Origin of the sequence: Phycicoccus endophyticus (assembly GCF_011326735.1) — a bacterium.
GTDB lineage: Bacteria > Actinomycetota > Actinomycetes > Actinomycetales > Dermatophilaceae > Phycicoccus > Phycicoccus endophyticus.
Genome location: NZ_JAANCN010000008.1, coordinates 98543 through 113649 on the forward strand (window position 1 = coordinate 98543; position 15107 = coordinate 113649).

Below are 15107 nucleotides of genomic sequence, written 5' to 3' on the forward strand. Positions count from 1 at the left end.
CGCTCACATCCCCTCGAGCTGGCTCGCGGACGGGTCACGCCCCCCGAGCCGGCGGATGACCTGGGCGATGATCAGCCCGCTGAAGACGATGATGACGGCGATGGCGCTCGCCGGGCCCATCTGGTTGCCGAGGAAGCCGGTCTGGTACATCTCGACCGCGAGCACCCGGGTCGCGTCACCGGGGCCGCCCGCGGTGAGGACGAAGATGAGGTCGAAGAAGGTCAGCGACCCGACGACCATGAGGGTCGAGGACGTGATGATCGTGTACTTCAGCTGCGGCACGGTGACCGAGAAGAACTGCCGCACCCGGCCCGCCCCGTCGATCTCCGCCGCCTCGTAGAGCGAGCGCGGGATCTGGCGCACCCCGCCCTGGTAGATGAGGGCGTGGAACGGGACGAACTGCCAGGAGACGATGAAGATGATCACCCCGACCGCGAGGCCGCCCTCCCCGAGCCAGTTCTGGCTGAGCAGGCTCCACCCGAGCCCGGCGCCGAGGCCGAAGTTCGGGTCGAGCAGCGCCTTCCACGTCACGGCGATCGCCGCCGAGGACAGCAGCAGCGGCACGACGTAGAGCACCGCGAGGAACCCGCGGTAGCGCTGGGGGCCGGCCAGGAAGGTGCCGAGCAGGATCGAGGCCGGGGTCTGGACGAGCCAGGAGACGGCCATGATCTCGAAGGTCACCCACAGCGAGTGCAGCAGGCCCGGGTCGCCGAGCACCGCGCGCCACGCCTCGAGGCCGCCCGGCGTGATCGCCCCGATGCCGTTCCAGCGGGCGAAGGACAGCGCAACGACGCCGAGGAGCGGCACGACCCCGAAGACGGTGAAGAAGAAGAGCGCGGGCAGGACGAGCCACCACAGGGGGCCGCGCCGGCCGCCGCCCCGGGGGGCGGCGGCCGGCAGGACCGGTGGTGCTGCGGGGCCGACGGTCACTTGCCGATGACGGCGTTGAGGTTGGACGCGAACTGCTGGGGGGTGATCGACATCTGGAAGAGCTTGGCGATGTTGTCGAGCAGCACCTCGGCCTGGGTCGGCGGCAGGGCCTGGTCCCAGGACTGCGCGAAGCTCTTGGCGCCCGAGGCGATCCCGTACTGGAAGTTCAGCCAGTCGGCGTCCTCACCGCTGCCGATGAGGGAGTCCGAGCCCTGGGCGACCGGGATGTTGCCGGAGTCGATCCAGGCCTGCTGGATCGAGTCGGTGAACTGGCTCTCGGCGAGGAACGCCTTGGCCGCCGCCTTCTCGTCGTCGGAGGCCTTGGCGGAGATCGACAGGTACTGCGCCGGGTTGCCGACGGAGTCGCTCGGGTCACCCTTGCCGCCGTCGACCGGCGGGAAGTTCATGTAGCCGAGGTGGCCGCCGGTGACGAAGTCGCCACCGTCGTTCTTCATCCCGCCGTAGGTCCACGCACCGTGGAGCATCATCGCGGCGCGGCCGGAGTACAGCAGGGCCTGGTCGGCGTTGGAGTCGGCGGTGATCGAGGCGAAGCCCTTGATGAAGCCGTTCATCTCGATGAGCTTCTGCATCTCGGTGAGCGCGGTGATGGCGTCCGGGTTGCTCCAGGCGTCCTTCTCCCCGTCGAAGACCGCCTGGAAGACCTCCGGGCCACCGATCCGGTCGAAGAGGAACTCCAGCCACATCATGTTCGTCCAGCGCGACTGGCCGCCGAGGGAAAAGGGGGCGATGCCGGCGTTGTTGAACTTCGGGACCAGGTCGAGGATGTCCCCCCAGCTCTGCGGCGGCTCGACCCCCACCTTCTCGAAGGCCGACTTGTTCCAGAACATGACGATCGGCGTGACCGTCTCGCACGGCAGCGCGTAGACCTTGTCGTCGATCGTCGCTGCGCCGAAGGCGGCCGGGAAGATCGTGTCCTTCAGGTCGGCGTTCTCGGTGAAGAAGTCGGTGAGGTCCTCGACCTGCCCGGCGTCCACCCAGCTCTTGAGGCCACCGCCACCCCAGCCCCAGAGGATCGTCGGCGCCTGGCCGGCACCGAGGGCGGTCTTGACCTTCTGCTTGTAGGCGTCGTTCTGGAACAGGGTGATCTCGATCGGGGTGTCGGAGTGGCTCGCGTTGAACTCGTCGACGGCCTGCTTGCGGATGTCCTCCTGGGGCTTGCCGCTCAGGGTCCAGAAGCTGGCCCCCGTGCCGCTCCCACCCCCGGAGCTGTCGGACTCGGAGGTCCCGGGGCCGGAGGAGCCGCAGGCCGCGAGGGTCCCGGCCAGCGGGAGCCCCGCGGCGAAGGCCAGGATGCTGCGGCGGGTCGGGGACGGACGGTACTGAGTCTGAGGATCCACGCTGATCTCCCGTTGGCTGTGCGGCATCGCCGCGTGTCAGGTCGGCGGAACCTCCGCCGCAGGTGGCCACCGCCCCTCCCTGGCGCGATGACCAAGCCGTTGCGATACTTTTCGGTGGCTTCGGGCCCAACGTAAGGCGACAGCGGACCGCTGTCAATGGGAGCGCGAAGAGATCTGGATAACGTTATCCTTCCGCATCCTCGGGGCTCTTCGGGTCCCACAGGCCGGGCCTTGCGCGCCGCCCTCCAGAGGGACAGACTCTCGACCAGGCGCGGACCGGGCCGGCTTGCGGGTCGGCCGCCGCACCGCATTCCGAAAATTTCGAACGGAGCACCCATGACCTCGGCGCAGCCCGCCGGCCCCACGGCCACCTCCGCGGTGACCGACTCCCCGCTCTGGCGGGACCCGACCCGCACCGTCGAGGAGCGGGTCGAGGCCCTGCTCGCGGCGATGACCCTGCGTGAGAAGGTCGCCCAGCTCGGCAGCCGGTGGGCGGGCAACGACATGCGGCACGACGAGACGCCGGACGCCCCGCCCGCAGACGGCCCGCAGGCCGAGCCCGCCGAGGAGGGCGAGACCTTCATCGTCGCCCCGATGCAGGACGTCTTCGCCGCCTCCGGCAGTGTCCCCCTCGAGGAGGCCAGCCGTGACGGGCTCGGCCAGCTGACCCGGGTGTACGGCAGCCGGCCCCTCACCGTGGCCGAGGGCGCCGCCGAGGTGGCCCGCCAGCAGCGGGTCGTGCTCGCCGGCAACCGGTTGGGCATCCCCGCGCTCGTCCACGAGGAGTGCCTCACCGGCTTCACCACGTACGGGGCAACCGTCTACCCGGCGGCCATCGCCTGGGCCGCCACCTTCGACCCCGACCTCGTCGAGCAGATGGCCGCGGCCATCGGTCGCGACATGGCGGCGGCCGGGGTGCACCAGGGCCTCTCGCCCGTGCTCGACGTCGTCCGCGACCCGCGCTGGGGTCGGGTCGAGGAGACGATGGGCGAGGACCCGCACCTCGTGGCCACGGTGGGCTCCGCGTACGTGCGGGGCCTGCAGTCCGCCGGCGTCGTCGCGACGCTCAAGCACTTCGCGGGGTACTCCGCCTCACGGGGCGCGCGCAACCACGGCCCGGTCTCCATGGGGCGGCGCGAGCTGCTCGAGGTCATCCTGCCGCCGTTCGAGACCGCCGTGCGCGAGGGCGGCGCCCGCTCGGTCATGAACTCCTACAGCGACGTCGACGGCGTGCCGGCCGGCGCCGACCCGTGGCTGCTCACCGACGTGCTGCGCGAGGCGTGGGGGTTCGAGGGCACCGTGGTCTCCGACTACTGGGCCGTCCCGTTCCTCGCCTCGATGCACCGGGTCGCCCCCGACGTCGAGGGCGCGGGGGTCGCCGCGCTGCGGGCGGGCATCGACGTCGAGCTGCCCGACACCTCCGGCTTCGGCGGCCACCTCGTCGGGCTCGTCGAGACCGGCGCGCTCGACGAGGCGCTCGTCGACCGGGCCGCCCGCCGGCATCTGCGCCACAAGGTCGAGCTCGGCCTGCTCGACCCCGACTGGACCCCCGAGGGCTCGGTCGCCGGCGCCGAGGGGCTCGACCTCGACGCGCCGGGCAACCGCGCGATCGCCACCGCCCTGGCCGAGCGCTCCGTCGTCCTGCTCGACCCGGGCACCGCGCTACCCCTCACCGGGGAGAGCCGCACGACGCCCTCCCGGGTCGCCGTCGTCGGCCCGTGCGCGGACGACCCACGCACCCACATGGGCTGCTACGCCTTCCCCAACCACGTCCTGCCCCGCTACCCGGGCCGCGGCCCCGGCCTCGAGGTGAGCACGATGCTCGACTCCCTACGGGCCGAGCTGCCCGACAGCGAGGTCGGCTACGCACTCGGGTGCGCGGTCGAGGGGGAGGACACCTCGGGCATCGCCGCCGCCGCCGCCCTGGCGGCGCAGGCCGACCTGACGGTCGCCTTCGTCGGCGACCGCGCCGGGCTCTTCGGCATCGGCACCTCGGGCGAGGGCTGCGACGCCGAGGACCTCCGGCTGCCCGGCGCCCAGCCCCGGCTGGTCGAGGCCCTCCTGGAGACCGGCACGCCGCTCGTGCTCGTCGTCGTCTCGGGCCGGCCCTACGCGCTCGGGCAGTGGGCGGAGCGGGTGGCCGGGCTCGTGCAGGCCTTCATGCCCGGCGAGGAGGGTGGCCCCGCCGTCGCGGGGGTGCTCTCGGGCCGGGTGCAGCCGAGCGGTCACCTGCCCGTCCAGGTCCCCTGGGGGCCGGGCGGCCAGCCGCGCACCTACCTGCAGCCCCCGCTCGGCTCCGCCGAGAGCAGCGGCATCAGCAGCCTGGAGACCCGGGCGGCCTTCCCCTTCGGCCACGGGCGCAGCTACACGACCTTCGCCGTGGAGGACCTGAGGCTCTCGGCGGCCCAGGTCCCGAGCGACGGCGAGGTCGAGGTGACCTGCCGGGTGACGAACACCGGCGGGCGCGCGGGCGAGGAGGTCCTCCAGCTCTACGTGCGCGACGTCGTCGCGTCCGTCGTCCGGCCCGTCCGCCAGCTCCTCGGGTTCACCCGGGTGCCGCTGGAGGCCGGCGAGAGCAGCGAGGTGACCTTCGGCCTGCACACCGACCGGCTGGCCGTCGTCGGACGCGACCTGTCGCGGGTCGTCGAGCCGGGCCTGTTCGAGGTCTTCGTCGGCAGCTCGGCCGAGGACCTCCCCTGCCGGGCTGCCCTCGAGGTGACCGGGACGCCTCGGGTCGTCGGGCACGAACGGCGTCTCACGACCCCGGCCGCGTGCACGCCCGGGCGGAGCGCCCCCTAGGGTCCACTCGTGACGACGACCGCCCGCCCCACCCTGGCGACCATCGCCGACTCCGCCGGCGTGTCCGTCGCGACGGTGAGCAAGGTGCTCAACGGGCGCAGCGACGTCGCGGAGGAGACCAGGGCCCGGGTCCAGCGCGTCCTGGCCGCTCATCGCTACACCGCGACGCCGCGCCGCCGCCCGGGGATGCCTCGCGCGGTCGAGCTGCTCGTGGACCACCTGCGCTCCCCCTTCACCAGCGAGGTGGTGCAGGGCGTCGCGGACGCGGCCGCCGAGGCGGGCGTCGACGTCACGCTGAGCACCCGGGCCTCCGGGGGAGACCACGAGCCGACCGACGCCGAGTGGGCCCGCCGGCTGGCCCGCACCGGCCGCTGCGGGCTGATCTCGGTGGCGGGCGAGCTGACCCGCGAGCAGCTGCGGGCGCTCTCGGACGCGCCGGTGCCGGTGGTCCTCGTCGACCCCATCGACCCGCAGGCGAGCACGACGCCGAGTATCGGCTCGACGAACTTCACCGGCGGGCTCAGCGCCGGCCAGCACCTGATCGCCCTCGGGCACACCAGCATCGGTTACGTCGGAGGCGCCCTGCGCGCGGCCTGCAACGCCGCCCGGGTCGGCGGGCTGCGGGCCGCCATGGAGCAGCACGGCCTCGCCCTCGACCCCGCCCTGGTCACCGCCGGGCAGGTCTTCGACTACGAGACCGGCCTCCAGGGCGGGCTGCAGCTGCTCGACCGGGCCGAGCCGCCGACGGCCGTCTTCTGCGGCGCCGACGAGGTGGCCCTCGGGGTGCTCGAGGCCGCGCGCCGGGTCGGGCTACGGGTCCCCCAGGACCTCTCGGTCGTCGGCTTCGACGACACCCCCTCCGCGGCGACGAGCTCACCGCCGCTCTCCACGGTGCGCCAGCCCCTCGAGGAGATGGGGAAGGTCGCGCTGCGCACCGTGCTGCGGCTCGCCGACGGGGGCACCGTCGACGCGCCCCACGTGGCCCTGGCGACGCGGCTCGTCGTGCGCGCCTCCACGGCCCGCCGCGAGGGCTGAGCCACCGCCCGCTCGGCACACTGGGGGCATGACCGCACCGGTGCTCCCGCTCGCCCGCCACCTCGAGGGTCTCCAGGAGGCCACGGCACGGCTCGCCACCTGGTCGCTCGAGGCCGGGCTGGAGTCCCCCGTGCCGCCGTGCCCGGGGTGGCGGGTCCGCGACCTCCTCGAGCACCAGGGCATGGTCCATCGCTGGGCGCTCGCGATGCTGCGCGGAGGCGACCCGCGCGTCGTGGGCATCGAGGCCACCGCGCAGGAGGCGCACGCCGCCCCCGACCCGGTGTCCTGGCTGCGCGCCGGGGCCGCCGAGATGCTGGCCACGCTCCGGTCGCTGCCCGATGACGCGCCCGGCTCCACCTTCCTCGTGGACGCCCCTGCGGCCCGCCTGTTCTGGGCCCGGCGACAGCACCACGAGACGACCATCCACGCCCTCGACGCACTCGCCGCCCGGACCGGGTCCGCCGCGACGGCGAGGGACGCCTGGTTCGGTGCCGACGTCGCCGTGGACGGCGTCGACGAGCTGCTCGTCGGCTTCTGGCAGCGCCCGGGCCGGGGGCCGCGGGCGGCCGGCGCCCCCTACCGCGCCCTCGTCGAGACCCGCGAGGGCGCTCGCTGGCTGCTCGACGTGGGCACCGACTCGCTCACGACCCGGCGGCTCGCCGCCGACGAGACCGCCCCGGCGGTGCCCACCCTCTCCGGAGCGGCGACCGACGTCCACCTCGCGCTGTGGAACCGCGGCGGAGCGCCCGACGACGAGGCCGGGCTGCTGCCCGCCTGGCGCGAGCGGGGAGCCGTGCGCTGACCGGCCGCGGCGAGGCCGGGCGGCTCAGCTCTCGGCGCGGCGACGCTTGCGGGGCGCCGGGCGGGTCGGGTCGTCGCCGACGTGCTCGACGTCCTCGGGGACGACGATCGGCTTCAGCCGGGCCCAGGCGACGAAGGCGACCCCGACGACGAGGAGCGCCAGGCCCGCCCAGAGGTTGGCGTTGACGCCCTCGGTCTTGTCGGTCTCGGGGTCGGCCAGGAGCCCCATGAGGGTCAGGATCACCCCGTAGATCGCGAGCAGCGCGCCGATGACGTTGCGGATGTCGAAGGCGCCGGCCTTGTGGTTGTCTGCCATGACTGGGCTCCCGGTCAGAAGAGGACGTTGAGGACGGTGACCATGGCGAGCGCGATGAGCGCGAGCGGGATGGTCCGCCGGAACCACGGGTGCGACGCCTCGTCGGGGTCGACGAGGTCCTCCCGGGGGGTCTCGGAGTAGACCAGGCCCTTCAGCTCGGACGCCGGTTTCGGCTCCGTCACCGTCGTGACCAGGACGGACACGACGATGTCGACGACGAAGGCCGTCGAGGCCGCGACGAACGCCGCCCCCTGCCCGCTCAGCGGGATGACCCCGACGCTCGCCCCGCCGAGGGAGTCCTCGCTGAGCACCGCGACGACGACCGCCGAGACGGTACCGAGGACGAGGCCGGTCCAGCCCGCCGTCGGGGTCATCCGCTTCCAGAACATGCCGAGGATGAAGGTGGCGAACAGCGGCGCGTTGAAGAACCCGAACAACGTCTGGAGGTAGTCCATGATGTTGCCGAACGACGACGCGACGAGGGCCGTGAAGATCGCCACGACGGTCGCGGCGACGGTCGCCAGCCGCCCGATCCGCAGGTAGTAGTCGTCGCTGCGGTCCTTGCGGATGTACCGCTCCCACAGGTCGTAGCTGAAGACCGTGTTGAACGCGGAGATGTTGGCCGCCATGCCCGCCATGAACGCCGCGAGCAGGCCCGTGATGGCCAGGCCGAGCAGGCCGTTGGGCAGGAGGTCGCGCATGAGGTAGAGCAGCGCGTCGTTGTACTTCACCCCCGTGCCGGAGGCGCCCCCTGGGGGTGCCTCACCGTTCTTCAGGCGCATGATCGGCTCGGCGAGGACTGCCGCGATCATCCCCGGGAAGATCGTGAGGAACGGGATGAACATCTTGGGGAAGGCGCCGATGATCGGGGTCTTGCGGGCCGCCGAGATCGACTCCGAGGCCATCGCCCGCTGGACCTCGACGAAGTTCGTCGTCCAGTAGCCGAAGGAGAGGACGAACCCGAGGCCGAAGACGATGCCGATGACGGACAGGACAGGGTTGTCGAAGCCCGAGAGCGCCTGGCCGGGCCAGGAGTGCAGCTGCTGCTCCGCCGGGGCGACCTCCGCCTTCGCGGGCGCGTTCGCGGCGAACTCGGTGATCTTCTCCTTCAGGCCGCCGTACCCGCCGACCCGGTGCAGCCCGATGAGGGTGAGCGGCAGCAGGCTCGCGACGATGACGAAGAACTGCAGCACCTCGTTGTAGATCGCCGCGGAGAGCCCGCCGAGGGTGATGTAGGACAGCACGATCGCCGCGGCGACGATGAGGGCGACCCACAGCGGCCAGCCGAGGAGGGCGTGGACGATCGAGCCGAGCAGGTAGAGGTTGACGCCGGCGATGAGCAGCTGGGCCACCGCGAAGGACAGCGCGTTGACCAGGTGGGCGCCGGTGCCGAACCGGCGGAACATGAACTCCGGCACCGAGCGGACCTTGGAGCCGTAGTAGAAGGGCATCATCACGACGCCGAGGAAGAGCATCGCCGGGATCGCGCCGACCCAGAAGTAGTGGACGGCCGGGAGGCCGAACTCCGCCCCGTTCGCGCTCATCCCCATGATCTCGACCGCGCCGAGGTTCGCCGAGATGAACGCGAGCCCGGTCACCCACGCCGGCAGCGCACGGCCGGAGAGGAAGAAGTCGACCGAGTCCGACACCGACCGCCGGGCCAGGAGCCCGATGCCGAGGACGAAGCCGAAGTAGACGACGAGGATGAGGTAGTCGACGGGACCGGCGTCGATGAGCGTCTCGGCGGCCGGTACCGCCGCCCTCGCCCCCTCGACCAGTGCCTGTGCACCTGCTGCGACCACGGCCACCACCAGCTCCTCGTCGAGGGTCGACGCCGGGGCCGGCGCCGACCGCCACGCTAACGCCTCCCGGGCGCTCGCGGCCCACGAGGGGCCGACCCGGTTGCCGCGAAGCCCGAGGTCAGCCCGCTGAGGGGGCTCCCGCCGGACCGGCGGGGGCCGCGGCCAGGTCCTCGTCCTCGTCGGCGACGGCACCGGCGAACTGTGCCGCGTGCAGCCGGGCGAACGCGCCGCCGGCGGCGAGCAGCTCGGCGTGCGTGCCGCGCTCGACGATGCGCCCCTCCTCCATGACGAGGATGAGGTCGGCGTCGCGGATGGTCGAGAGCCGGTGGGCGATGACGAAGCTCGTCCGGTCGGTGCGCAGCGCGGCCATCGCCTGCTGGACGAGCAGCTCGGTGCGGGTGTCGACCGAGCTCGTCGCCTCGTCGAGGATGAGCAGCGAGGGGTCGGCGAGGAAGGCGCGGGCGATGGTGACGAGCTGCCGCTCCCCCGCGCTGAGGTTGTCGGCCTCGGCGTTGAGCACGGTGTCGTAGCCGTCCGGCAGCGAGTGGACGAAGCGGTCGACGTAGGTCGCGCGAGCCGCCTCGAGGATCTCCTCCTCGCTCGCCGAGGGCCGACCGTAGGCGATGTTGTCCCGGATCGTCCCCGCGAACAGCCAGGTGTCCTGGAGGACCATCCCGGTGCGGGAGCGCAGGTCGTGCCGCGTGAGGTCACGGATGTCGACGCCGTCGAGGGTGATCCGCCCGCCGTCGAGCTCGTAGAAGCGCATGACGAGGTTGACGAGCGTCGTCTTGCCGGCGCCGGTCGGCCCGACGATCGCCACCGTCTGCCCGGGCTCGACCTCGAGGTCGAGGTGCTCGATGAGCGGCGTGCCGGAGGTGTAGGAGAACGAGACGTCCTCGAAGGCCACCCGGCCGCGCGGGTCCTCGATCCGGGCGGGTGTGCCGGAGTCGGGCTCCTGGAGCGGGGCGTCGAGCACCTCGAAGACGCGCTCGGCCGAGGCCACCCCGCTCTGGACGAGGTTGGCCATCGAGGCCACCTGGGTCAGCGGCTGGGTGAACTGGCGCGAGTACTGGATGAACGCCTGGACGTCGCCGAGGCTCATCGACCCCGAGGCCACGCGCAGCCCGCCGACGACGGCGACGGCGACGTAGTTGAGGTTCCCGATGAACATCAGCGTCGGCATGATGACCCCGCTGATGAACTGGGCGCGGAAGCTCGCGTGGTGGAGGGCGTCGTTGCGCTGGGCGAACTCGTGCCCGACCTCCTCGCGACGGCCGAAGACCGTGACGAGCTCGTGCCCGGTGAAGGTCTCCTCGACGACCGAGTTGACCTCCCCCGTGCTCCTCCACTGCTGCACGAAGTGCTTCTGCGAGCGCTTGCCGATGGCGCCGGTGACGACGACGGTCAGCGGGATCGTCACGAGGGCGATGACCGCGAGCAGGGGGGAGATGTAGACCATCATCGCGATCATCGCGACGACGGTGAGCAACGAGGTCACGAGCTGGCTCAGGGTCTGCTGGAGGCTCTGGGCCACGTTGTCGATGTCGTTGGTGACCCGGCTGAGCAGCTCGCCTCGCGGCTGGCCGTCGAAGTAGGGCAGCGGCAGCCGGTTGAGGGTGTCCTCGACGTCCCGGCGCAGGCGGAAGACGGTCCGGTTCACCGCTCCGACGAGCAGCCGGCCCTGGACGAGCTGGAGCGCTGCGGCGACGAGGTAGATGCCGAGGACGACGAGCAGCACCCGCCCGACGGCGCCGAAGTCGATCCCCTGCCCGGGGACGACGTGCTCCATCGCGGCGAGGACGTCCGCGACCCGGCCCTCGCCTCGCGCCCGCAGCGCGGCCACGGCCTGCTCCTGGGTGACGCCGGCGGGGATCTGGCGCCCGAAGACGCCCGCGAAGATCAGGTCGGTGGCCCGGCCGAGGACCTTGGGGCCGACGGCGTTGAGCACCACGGAGCACAGGGCGAGCACGAGGGCGCCGACGACCACCGGGCGCTCCGGACGCAGCAGGCGCAGCACCCGCCGGGCCGAGGGGCCGAAGTTCTGGGACTTCTCCGTCGGGGTGCCGATCTGGGCGTGCGGTGGCCCGCCGCGCCGGACGCCGGCCGGACCGCGCCGGTCCTCGGCCGCCTTCTCCTCGGCCGACTTCAGCTCGCTCATGCGACCTCCTCCACGCTCTCCTGGCTCTGGACGATCTCCCGGTAGGTCGGGCAGGTCTCGAGCAGCTCCTCGTGGGTCCCGACCCCCACGACCGCGCCGTCGTCGAGGACGACGACCTGGTCGACGTGGCGGATGCTCGAGACCCGCTGCGCGACGACGAGCACCGTGGCCTCGCGCGTCATCGGCCGCAGGGCGGCCTGCAGCCGGGCGTCGGTCGCGACGTCGAGCGCGGAGAAGGCGTCGTCGAAGAGGTAGACGGCGGGGCGCCGCACGAGCGCCCGGGCGATGGCCAGCCGCTGACGCTGGCCACCGCTGACGTTCGTCCCACCCTGCGCGATCGGCGCCTCCAGCCCCCCGGGCATGGCCCGCACGAAGTCCTCGGCCTGGGCGACCCGCAGGGCCTCCCACAGCTGCTCGTCGGTGGCCTCGGCGTCGCCGTGGCGCAGGTTGCTCGCCACGGTGCCGCTGAACAGGTAGGGCCGCTGGGGGACCAGCCCGATCCGCGACCACAGGTCCTCCGGGTCGGCGTCCCGGACGTCCACGCCCCCGAGGAGGACCGCTCCGGCGGTGACGTCGTGCAGCCGGGGCACGAGGCCGACGAGGGTGGTCTTCCCGGCACCGGTCGAGCCGACGACCGCGGTCGTCGTCCCGGGACGGGCGAGGAAGGAGACCTCGCGCAGCACCGGCTCCTCGGCACCGGGGTAGGCGAAGGTCGCCCCCCGCAGCTCGACCCCGAGCGGGCCCGCGAGCAGGGGGACGGGGTCGGCCGGCGGGTGGACCGAGCTGGTGGTCTCGAGGACCTCCTGGATGCGGCCGGCCGAGACCGAGGCGCGCGGCACCATCATCGACATGAAGGTCGCCATCATCACCGACATGAGGATCTGGATCAGGTAGGACATGAACGCGGTGAGCGCGCCGACCTCCATCTCCCCCGCGTCGATGCGCATCGCGCCGAACCACAGGACGGCGACGGTCGAGGCGTTGAAGATCACCATGACGATGGGGAACGCGAGCGCCATGAGCCGGCCGACCGCGACCGCGGTCCCGGTGTAGACCCGGTTGGCCTCGGCGAAGCGCTCCCGCTCGACGTCCTCGCGGACGAAGGCGCGCACGACGCGGATGCCGGTGATCTGCTCGCGCAGGATGCGGTTGACGGTGTCGACGGCCTGCTGCATCGCGCGGAAGTGCGGGATCATCCGGCTGATGACGATGCCGACCGACACCCCGAGCAGGGGCACGGCGACGGCGACGAGCCAGGACAGGCCGACGTCCTCGCGCAGCGCCATGACGATGCCGCCGACCATCATGATCGGCGCCGAGACCATGACGGCCAGGGCCATGTAGACGACCTGCTGCACCTGGGTGACGTCGTTGGTCGAGCGGCTGATCAGCGTCGGGGCGCCGAACGCGGAGACCTCCCGGGCCGAGAAGGACCCGACGCGCGCGAAGACCGCGGCCCGCACGTCGCGGCCGAGGGAGGCGGCGGTGAGCGCCGCGATCCGGGTCGCCCCGATGGTCGCGAGCACCTGGAGCAGCGAGACCCCGAGCATCCACAGCCCGGCGGTGAGGATGAACCCGGTGTCGCCGACGGCCACACCCTCGTCGATGATCCGCCCGTTGAGGCTCGGCAGGTACAGCGAGGCGAGGGTCCCGAGGAGCTGGAGGACCAGGAGGAGGACGAGCACGGCCGCGTACGGCCGCAGGTGGGTGCGCACGAGGCGGATCAGCATGGGCGGGCCTTCCGGACGCCGTCGAGGACGACGGAGACGATCTCCTCCGCGGGCATGGCGCGGCCGGAGAGCATGGGGTGGGAGCTGGCGAGGGTGAGGTGGGAGAGGATGGTGACGACCTCCTGGGCCGGGTAGCGCAGGTGCTCGGCGTCGGGCCCGACGAGGTCGACCAAGGCGGCGTCGACGGCCGGGTCCCGCATGGCACGCGGGCCCGGGGGACCCGTCCGGGGCGGCGGGTGCGGAAGGGCCCCGCTCGCGGCGAGGGTCGACATCAGGCCGATGGCCCGCTCGAGGTAGCGCTGCAGGGCGGCCACCGCCGCCGTGAGGCGAGCGTCGAGGGAGTGCTCGGCGGCGACCCCGCGCAGCTCGGCGACGAGCGTCGTCGTGTCGAACACCGCTGTCGCGCAGGACTTGATGAGCTCGTCCTTGGTGCCGAAAGCGCGAAAGACGGTGCCCTCGGCGATGCCTGCCGCGTCGGCGACCTGCTTGGTGGTCAGCCCGGCACCGTGCTCGCGCAGCAGCGGCACGGTGGCCTCGATGATGGCCGCGCGACGGTCATGGGGGCTCATGGCGGGGGCGCGGGGGGTCACGGTCCCCCACTGTAGATGAGTGAGCACTCACTCACAAACGGGTTCCGCCCGGGTCAGCGGTCCTCGCGCACGAGCATGCCGTCGGCGACGACCCGACGCAGGAACCCGGTCGCCTCCTCGCGGGCGGCGTCCTCCTCGAGACCGAGCAGGCCGGCGATGGCCGCCGTCGCGGCGCGGGCGGTCAGCTCACCGTCGCACACCGAGACGAGCCCGGCGGTGAGCGTGCTGAGGACGACGTGCCGACGCAGCCCACCCCCCTGGCGCAGCAGGATGACCCGCGGGTCGTCCTCGCCGGGGACGCTGTGCCGCTCCTCGGTGACGTCCTCGGCGCGGCGCCACGCCACGTCGAGGAGGGCGTCGTCGTCGTGCTCGGCCAGCCACGTGCGCGCCTCGAGCCCGCGCAGCACCGCCGGCCCCATCGGCTGCTCGACCGGGCCGGGGACGTCGAGGAGGTCGCGGAACGGTGGCCGGTCGGTCCGCGGGCGCTGGAGGGTGAGCACGCCGAAGCCGATGACCTCGACGTCACGGGCGGCGAAGTCGTCGAGCCACGCGCCGTACATCGCGTTGAAGTCGGCGGTGCCCGGGTGGTGGCCGCCGTCGCGCGCCCAGGTCTCGGCGTACTCGGCCGGGTCCTGGACCTCCCGCTGGACGACCCAGGCGTCCAGCCCGGTCGGCTCGAGCCACTCCTGCACCCGGTCGGTCCAGGTGCCGCCCGGGGGGACCTCCCAGTTGCCGAGGATCTGGGCGACCCCGCCCGGCTCGAGGTGGGCGCCCACGCTGCGCACGAGGTCGCGGACGACGTCGTCGCCGCTGGCTCCGGCGTCGCGGTACTCGAAGAGCGGGACCGCGCCGGAGCGCGGGGTGATGACGAAGGGCGGGTTGGACACGACGAGGTCGAAGCGGTCGCCCGCGACGGGGTCGAGCATCGAGCCGGAGCGCACCTGCCAGCTCAGGCCGTTGAGCGCGGCGTTGAAGCGGGCGTAGCCGAGGGCCCGCTCGGACAGGTCGGTGACGACGACCGTCTCGGCGTGGGCCCCGAGGTGCAGCGCCTGGACCCCGCAGCCGGTCCCGAGGTCGAGCGCGCGGGCGACCTGCGGGCGCGGGGTCCACGAGGCCAGCGTCGTCGAGGCGCCGCCGATGCCGAGGACGTGGTCGGGGCGCAGCGGCTCGCCCGTCGCGAGCTCGCCGAGGTCGGAGGCCACCCACCAGTCCTCGTCACCGGCGGCGTAGGGGCGCAGGTCGCACAGCGCGACGACGGCGTCGCCCTCGGGCGCCACGAGGCCGAGGGCGCTGGCCCCGGCGACCCCGAGCGTGGGCAGTGCGGCGGCGACCTCGGTGGCGTCGACGGGGTCGCCGAGGGTGAACAGCCGCACGAGGGCGGCCACCGGCTCCTGGGAGGCGACGGTGACCCGCTGGGCCGGGAGCGCCTGGTCGCGCTCGAGGGCGCCGGCGGCCATCGGCCCGAGGAGGGCGGTGACGCCGGAGACGGTGAAGCCGCAGGAGGTCAGGTCCGCGCGCAGGCGGGCGAGCAGCGCCTCCTCGGCGCGGGGCGGGCTGGGGGTCATCGGGACGAGCCTACGGGCGCCGG

General features: G+C 73.1%; 11 protein-coding genes. 3 read left to right on the forward strand and 8 right to left on the reverse strand.

Annotated elements, in window-relative coordinates:
- Positions 1 to 3 precede the first annotated feature (3 nt).
- Positions 4 to 930, reverse strand: coding sequence for a carbohydrate ABC transporter permease (locus tag G8D98_RS10515; RefSeq protein WP_205859760.1), 927 nt, complete (start codon positions 928 to 930; stop codon positions 4 to 6).
- Entirely contained in the window at positions 927 to 2288 is a 1362-nt protein-coding gene (locus tag G8D98_RS10520) for an ABC transporter substrate-binding protein (RefSeq protein ID WP_262500210.1), read from the reverse strand. The genes G8D98_RS10515 and G8D98_RS10520 overlap by 4 nt, the downstream gene beginning before the upstream one ends.
- A gap of 336 nt (positions 2289 to 2624) precedes the next feature.
- Between G8D98_RS10520 and G8D98_RS10525 the strand changes: the two genes are divergently transcribed.
- From G8D98_RS10525 to G8D98_RS10535, 3 genes are read left to right on the forward strand one after another with little or no spacing between them, the layout of a single operon-like run.
- Complete coding sequence (locus G8D98_RS10525) at positions 2625 to 5087, forward strand: glycoside hydrolase family 3 N-terminal domain-containing protein (protein ID WP_166102703.1); 2463 nt, start codon at positions 2625 to 2627, stop codon at positions 5085 to 5087.
- A 9-nt stretch (positions 5088 to 5096) separates the two neighbouring features.
- On the forward strand, positions 5097 to 6122 hold the full coding sequence (locus G8D98_RS10530) for a LacI family DNA-binding transcriptional regulator (protein WP_166102706.1): 1026 nt from the start codon (positions 5097 to 5099) through the stop codon (positions 6120 to 6122).
- A 28-nt stretch (positions 6123 to 6150) separates the two neighbouring features.
- Positions 6151 to 6924 carry a maleylpyruvate isomerase N-terminal domain-containing protein gene (locus tag G8D98_RS10535; protein ID WP_166102709.1) on the forward strand — a complete coding sequence of 258 codons (774 nt, stop codon included), beginning with the start codon at positions 6151 to 6153 and terminating at the stop codon, positions 6922 to 6924.
- A gap of 24 nt (positions 6925 to 6948) precedes the next feature.
- Here G8D98_RS10535 and G8D98_RS10540 read toward each other — a convergent pair whose 3' ends face one another.
- The 6 genes from G8D98_RS10540 to G8D98_RS10565 all read right to left on the reverse strand — a co-directional run bounded on the left by G8D98_RS10540 (position 6949) and on the right by G8D98_RS10565 (position 15084).
- Positions 6949 to 7239 carry a hypothetical protein gene (locus G8D98_RS10540; RefSeq protein ID WP_166102711.1) on the reverse strand — a complete coding sequence of 97 codons (291 nt, stop codon included), beginning with the start codon at positions 7237 to 7239 and terminating at the stop codon, positions 6949 to 6951.
- A 14-nt stretch (positions 7240 to 7253) separates the two neighbouring features.
- A complete protein-coding gene (locus G8D98_RS10545; RefSeq protein WP_187566837.1) occupies positions 7254 to 9017 on the reverse strand; it encodes a sodium:solute symporter family protein in 1764 nt (587 codons plus the stop codon).
- Positions 9018 to 9159: 142 nt separating this feature from the next.
- Positions 9160 to 11199, reverse strand: a complete 2040-nt coding sequence (locus G8D98_RS10550; protein WP_166102714.1) for an ABC transporter ATP-binding protein — start codon at positions 11197 to 11199, stop codon at positions 9160 to 9162.
- Positions 11196 to 12929 carry an ABC transporter ATP-binding protein gene (locus tag G8D98_RS10555; protein WP_166102717.1) on the reverse strand — a complete coding sequence of 578 codons (1734 nt, stop codon included), beginning with the start codon at positions 12927 to 12929 and terminating at the stop codon, positions 11196 to 11198. Before G8D98_RS10555 ends, G8D98_RS10550 begins: the two co-directional genes overlap by 4 nt.
- Positions 12923 to 13519: a TetR/AcrR family transcriptional regulator gene (locus tag G8D98_RS10560; RefSeq protein WP_166102720.1), complete on the reverse strand. Its 597-nt coding sequence runs from the start codon at positions 13517 to 13519 to the stop codon at positions 12923 to 12925. The genes G8D98_RS10555 and G8D98_RS10560 overlap by 7 nt, the downstream gene beginning before the upstream one ends.
- A gap of 53 nt (positions 13520 to 13572) precedes the next feature.
- On the reverse strand, positions 13573 to 15084 hold the full coding sequence (locus tag G8D98_RS10565) for a DUF7059 domain-containing protein (RefSeq protein WP_166102724.1): 1512 nt from the start codon (positions 15082 to 15084) through the stop codon (positions 13573 to 13575).
- Between the last annotated feature and the right edge of the window lie 23 nt (positions 15085 to 15107).

Excerpts from the sequence above, each read along its gene's own strand:
- G8D98_RS10525 (WP_166102703.1), top strand. The coding sequence starts at position 2,625 with ATGACCTCGGCGCAGCCCGCCGGCCCCACGGCCACCTCCGCGGTGACC.
- G8D98_RS10535 (WP_166102709.1), top strand. The coding sequence starts at position 6,151 with ATGACCGCACCGGTGCTCCCGCTCGCCCGCCACCTCGAGGGTCTCCAG.
- G8D98_RS10540 (WP_166102711.1), bottom strand. The coding sequence starts at position 7,239 with ATGGCAGACAACCACAAGGCCGGCGCCTTCGACATCCGCAACGTCATC.
- G8D98_RS10550 (WP_166102714.1), bottom strand. The coding sequence starts at position 11,199 with ATGAGCGAGCTGAAGTCGGCCGAGGAGAAGGCGGCCGAGGACCGGCGC.
- G8D98_RS10555 (WP_166102717.1), bottom strand. The coding sequence starts at position 12,929 with ATGCTGATCCGCCTCGTGCGCACCCACCTGCGGCCGTACGCGGCCGTG.
- G8D98_RS10565 (WP_166102724.1), bottom strand. The coding sequence starts at position 15,084 with ATGACCCCCAGCCCGCCCCGCGCCGAGGAGGCGCTGCTCGCCCGCCTG.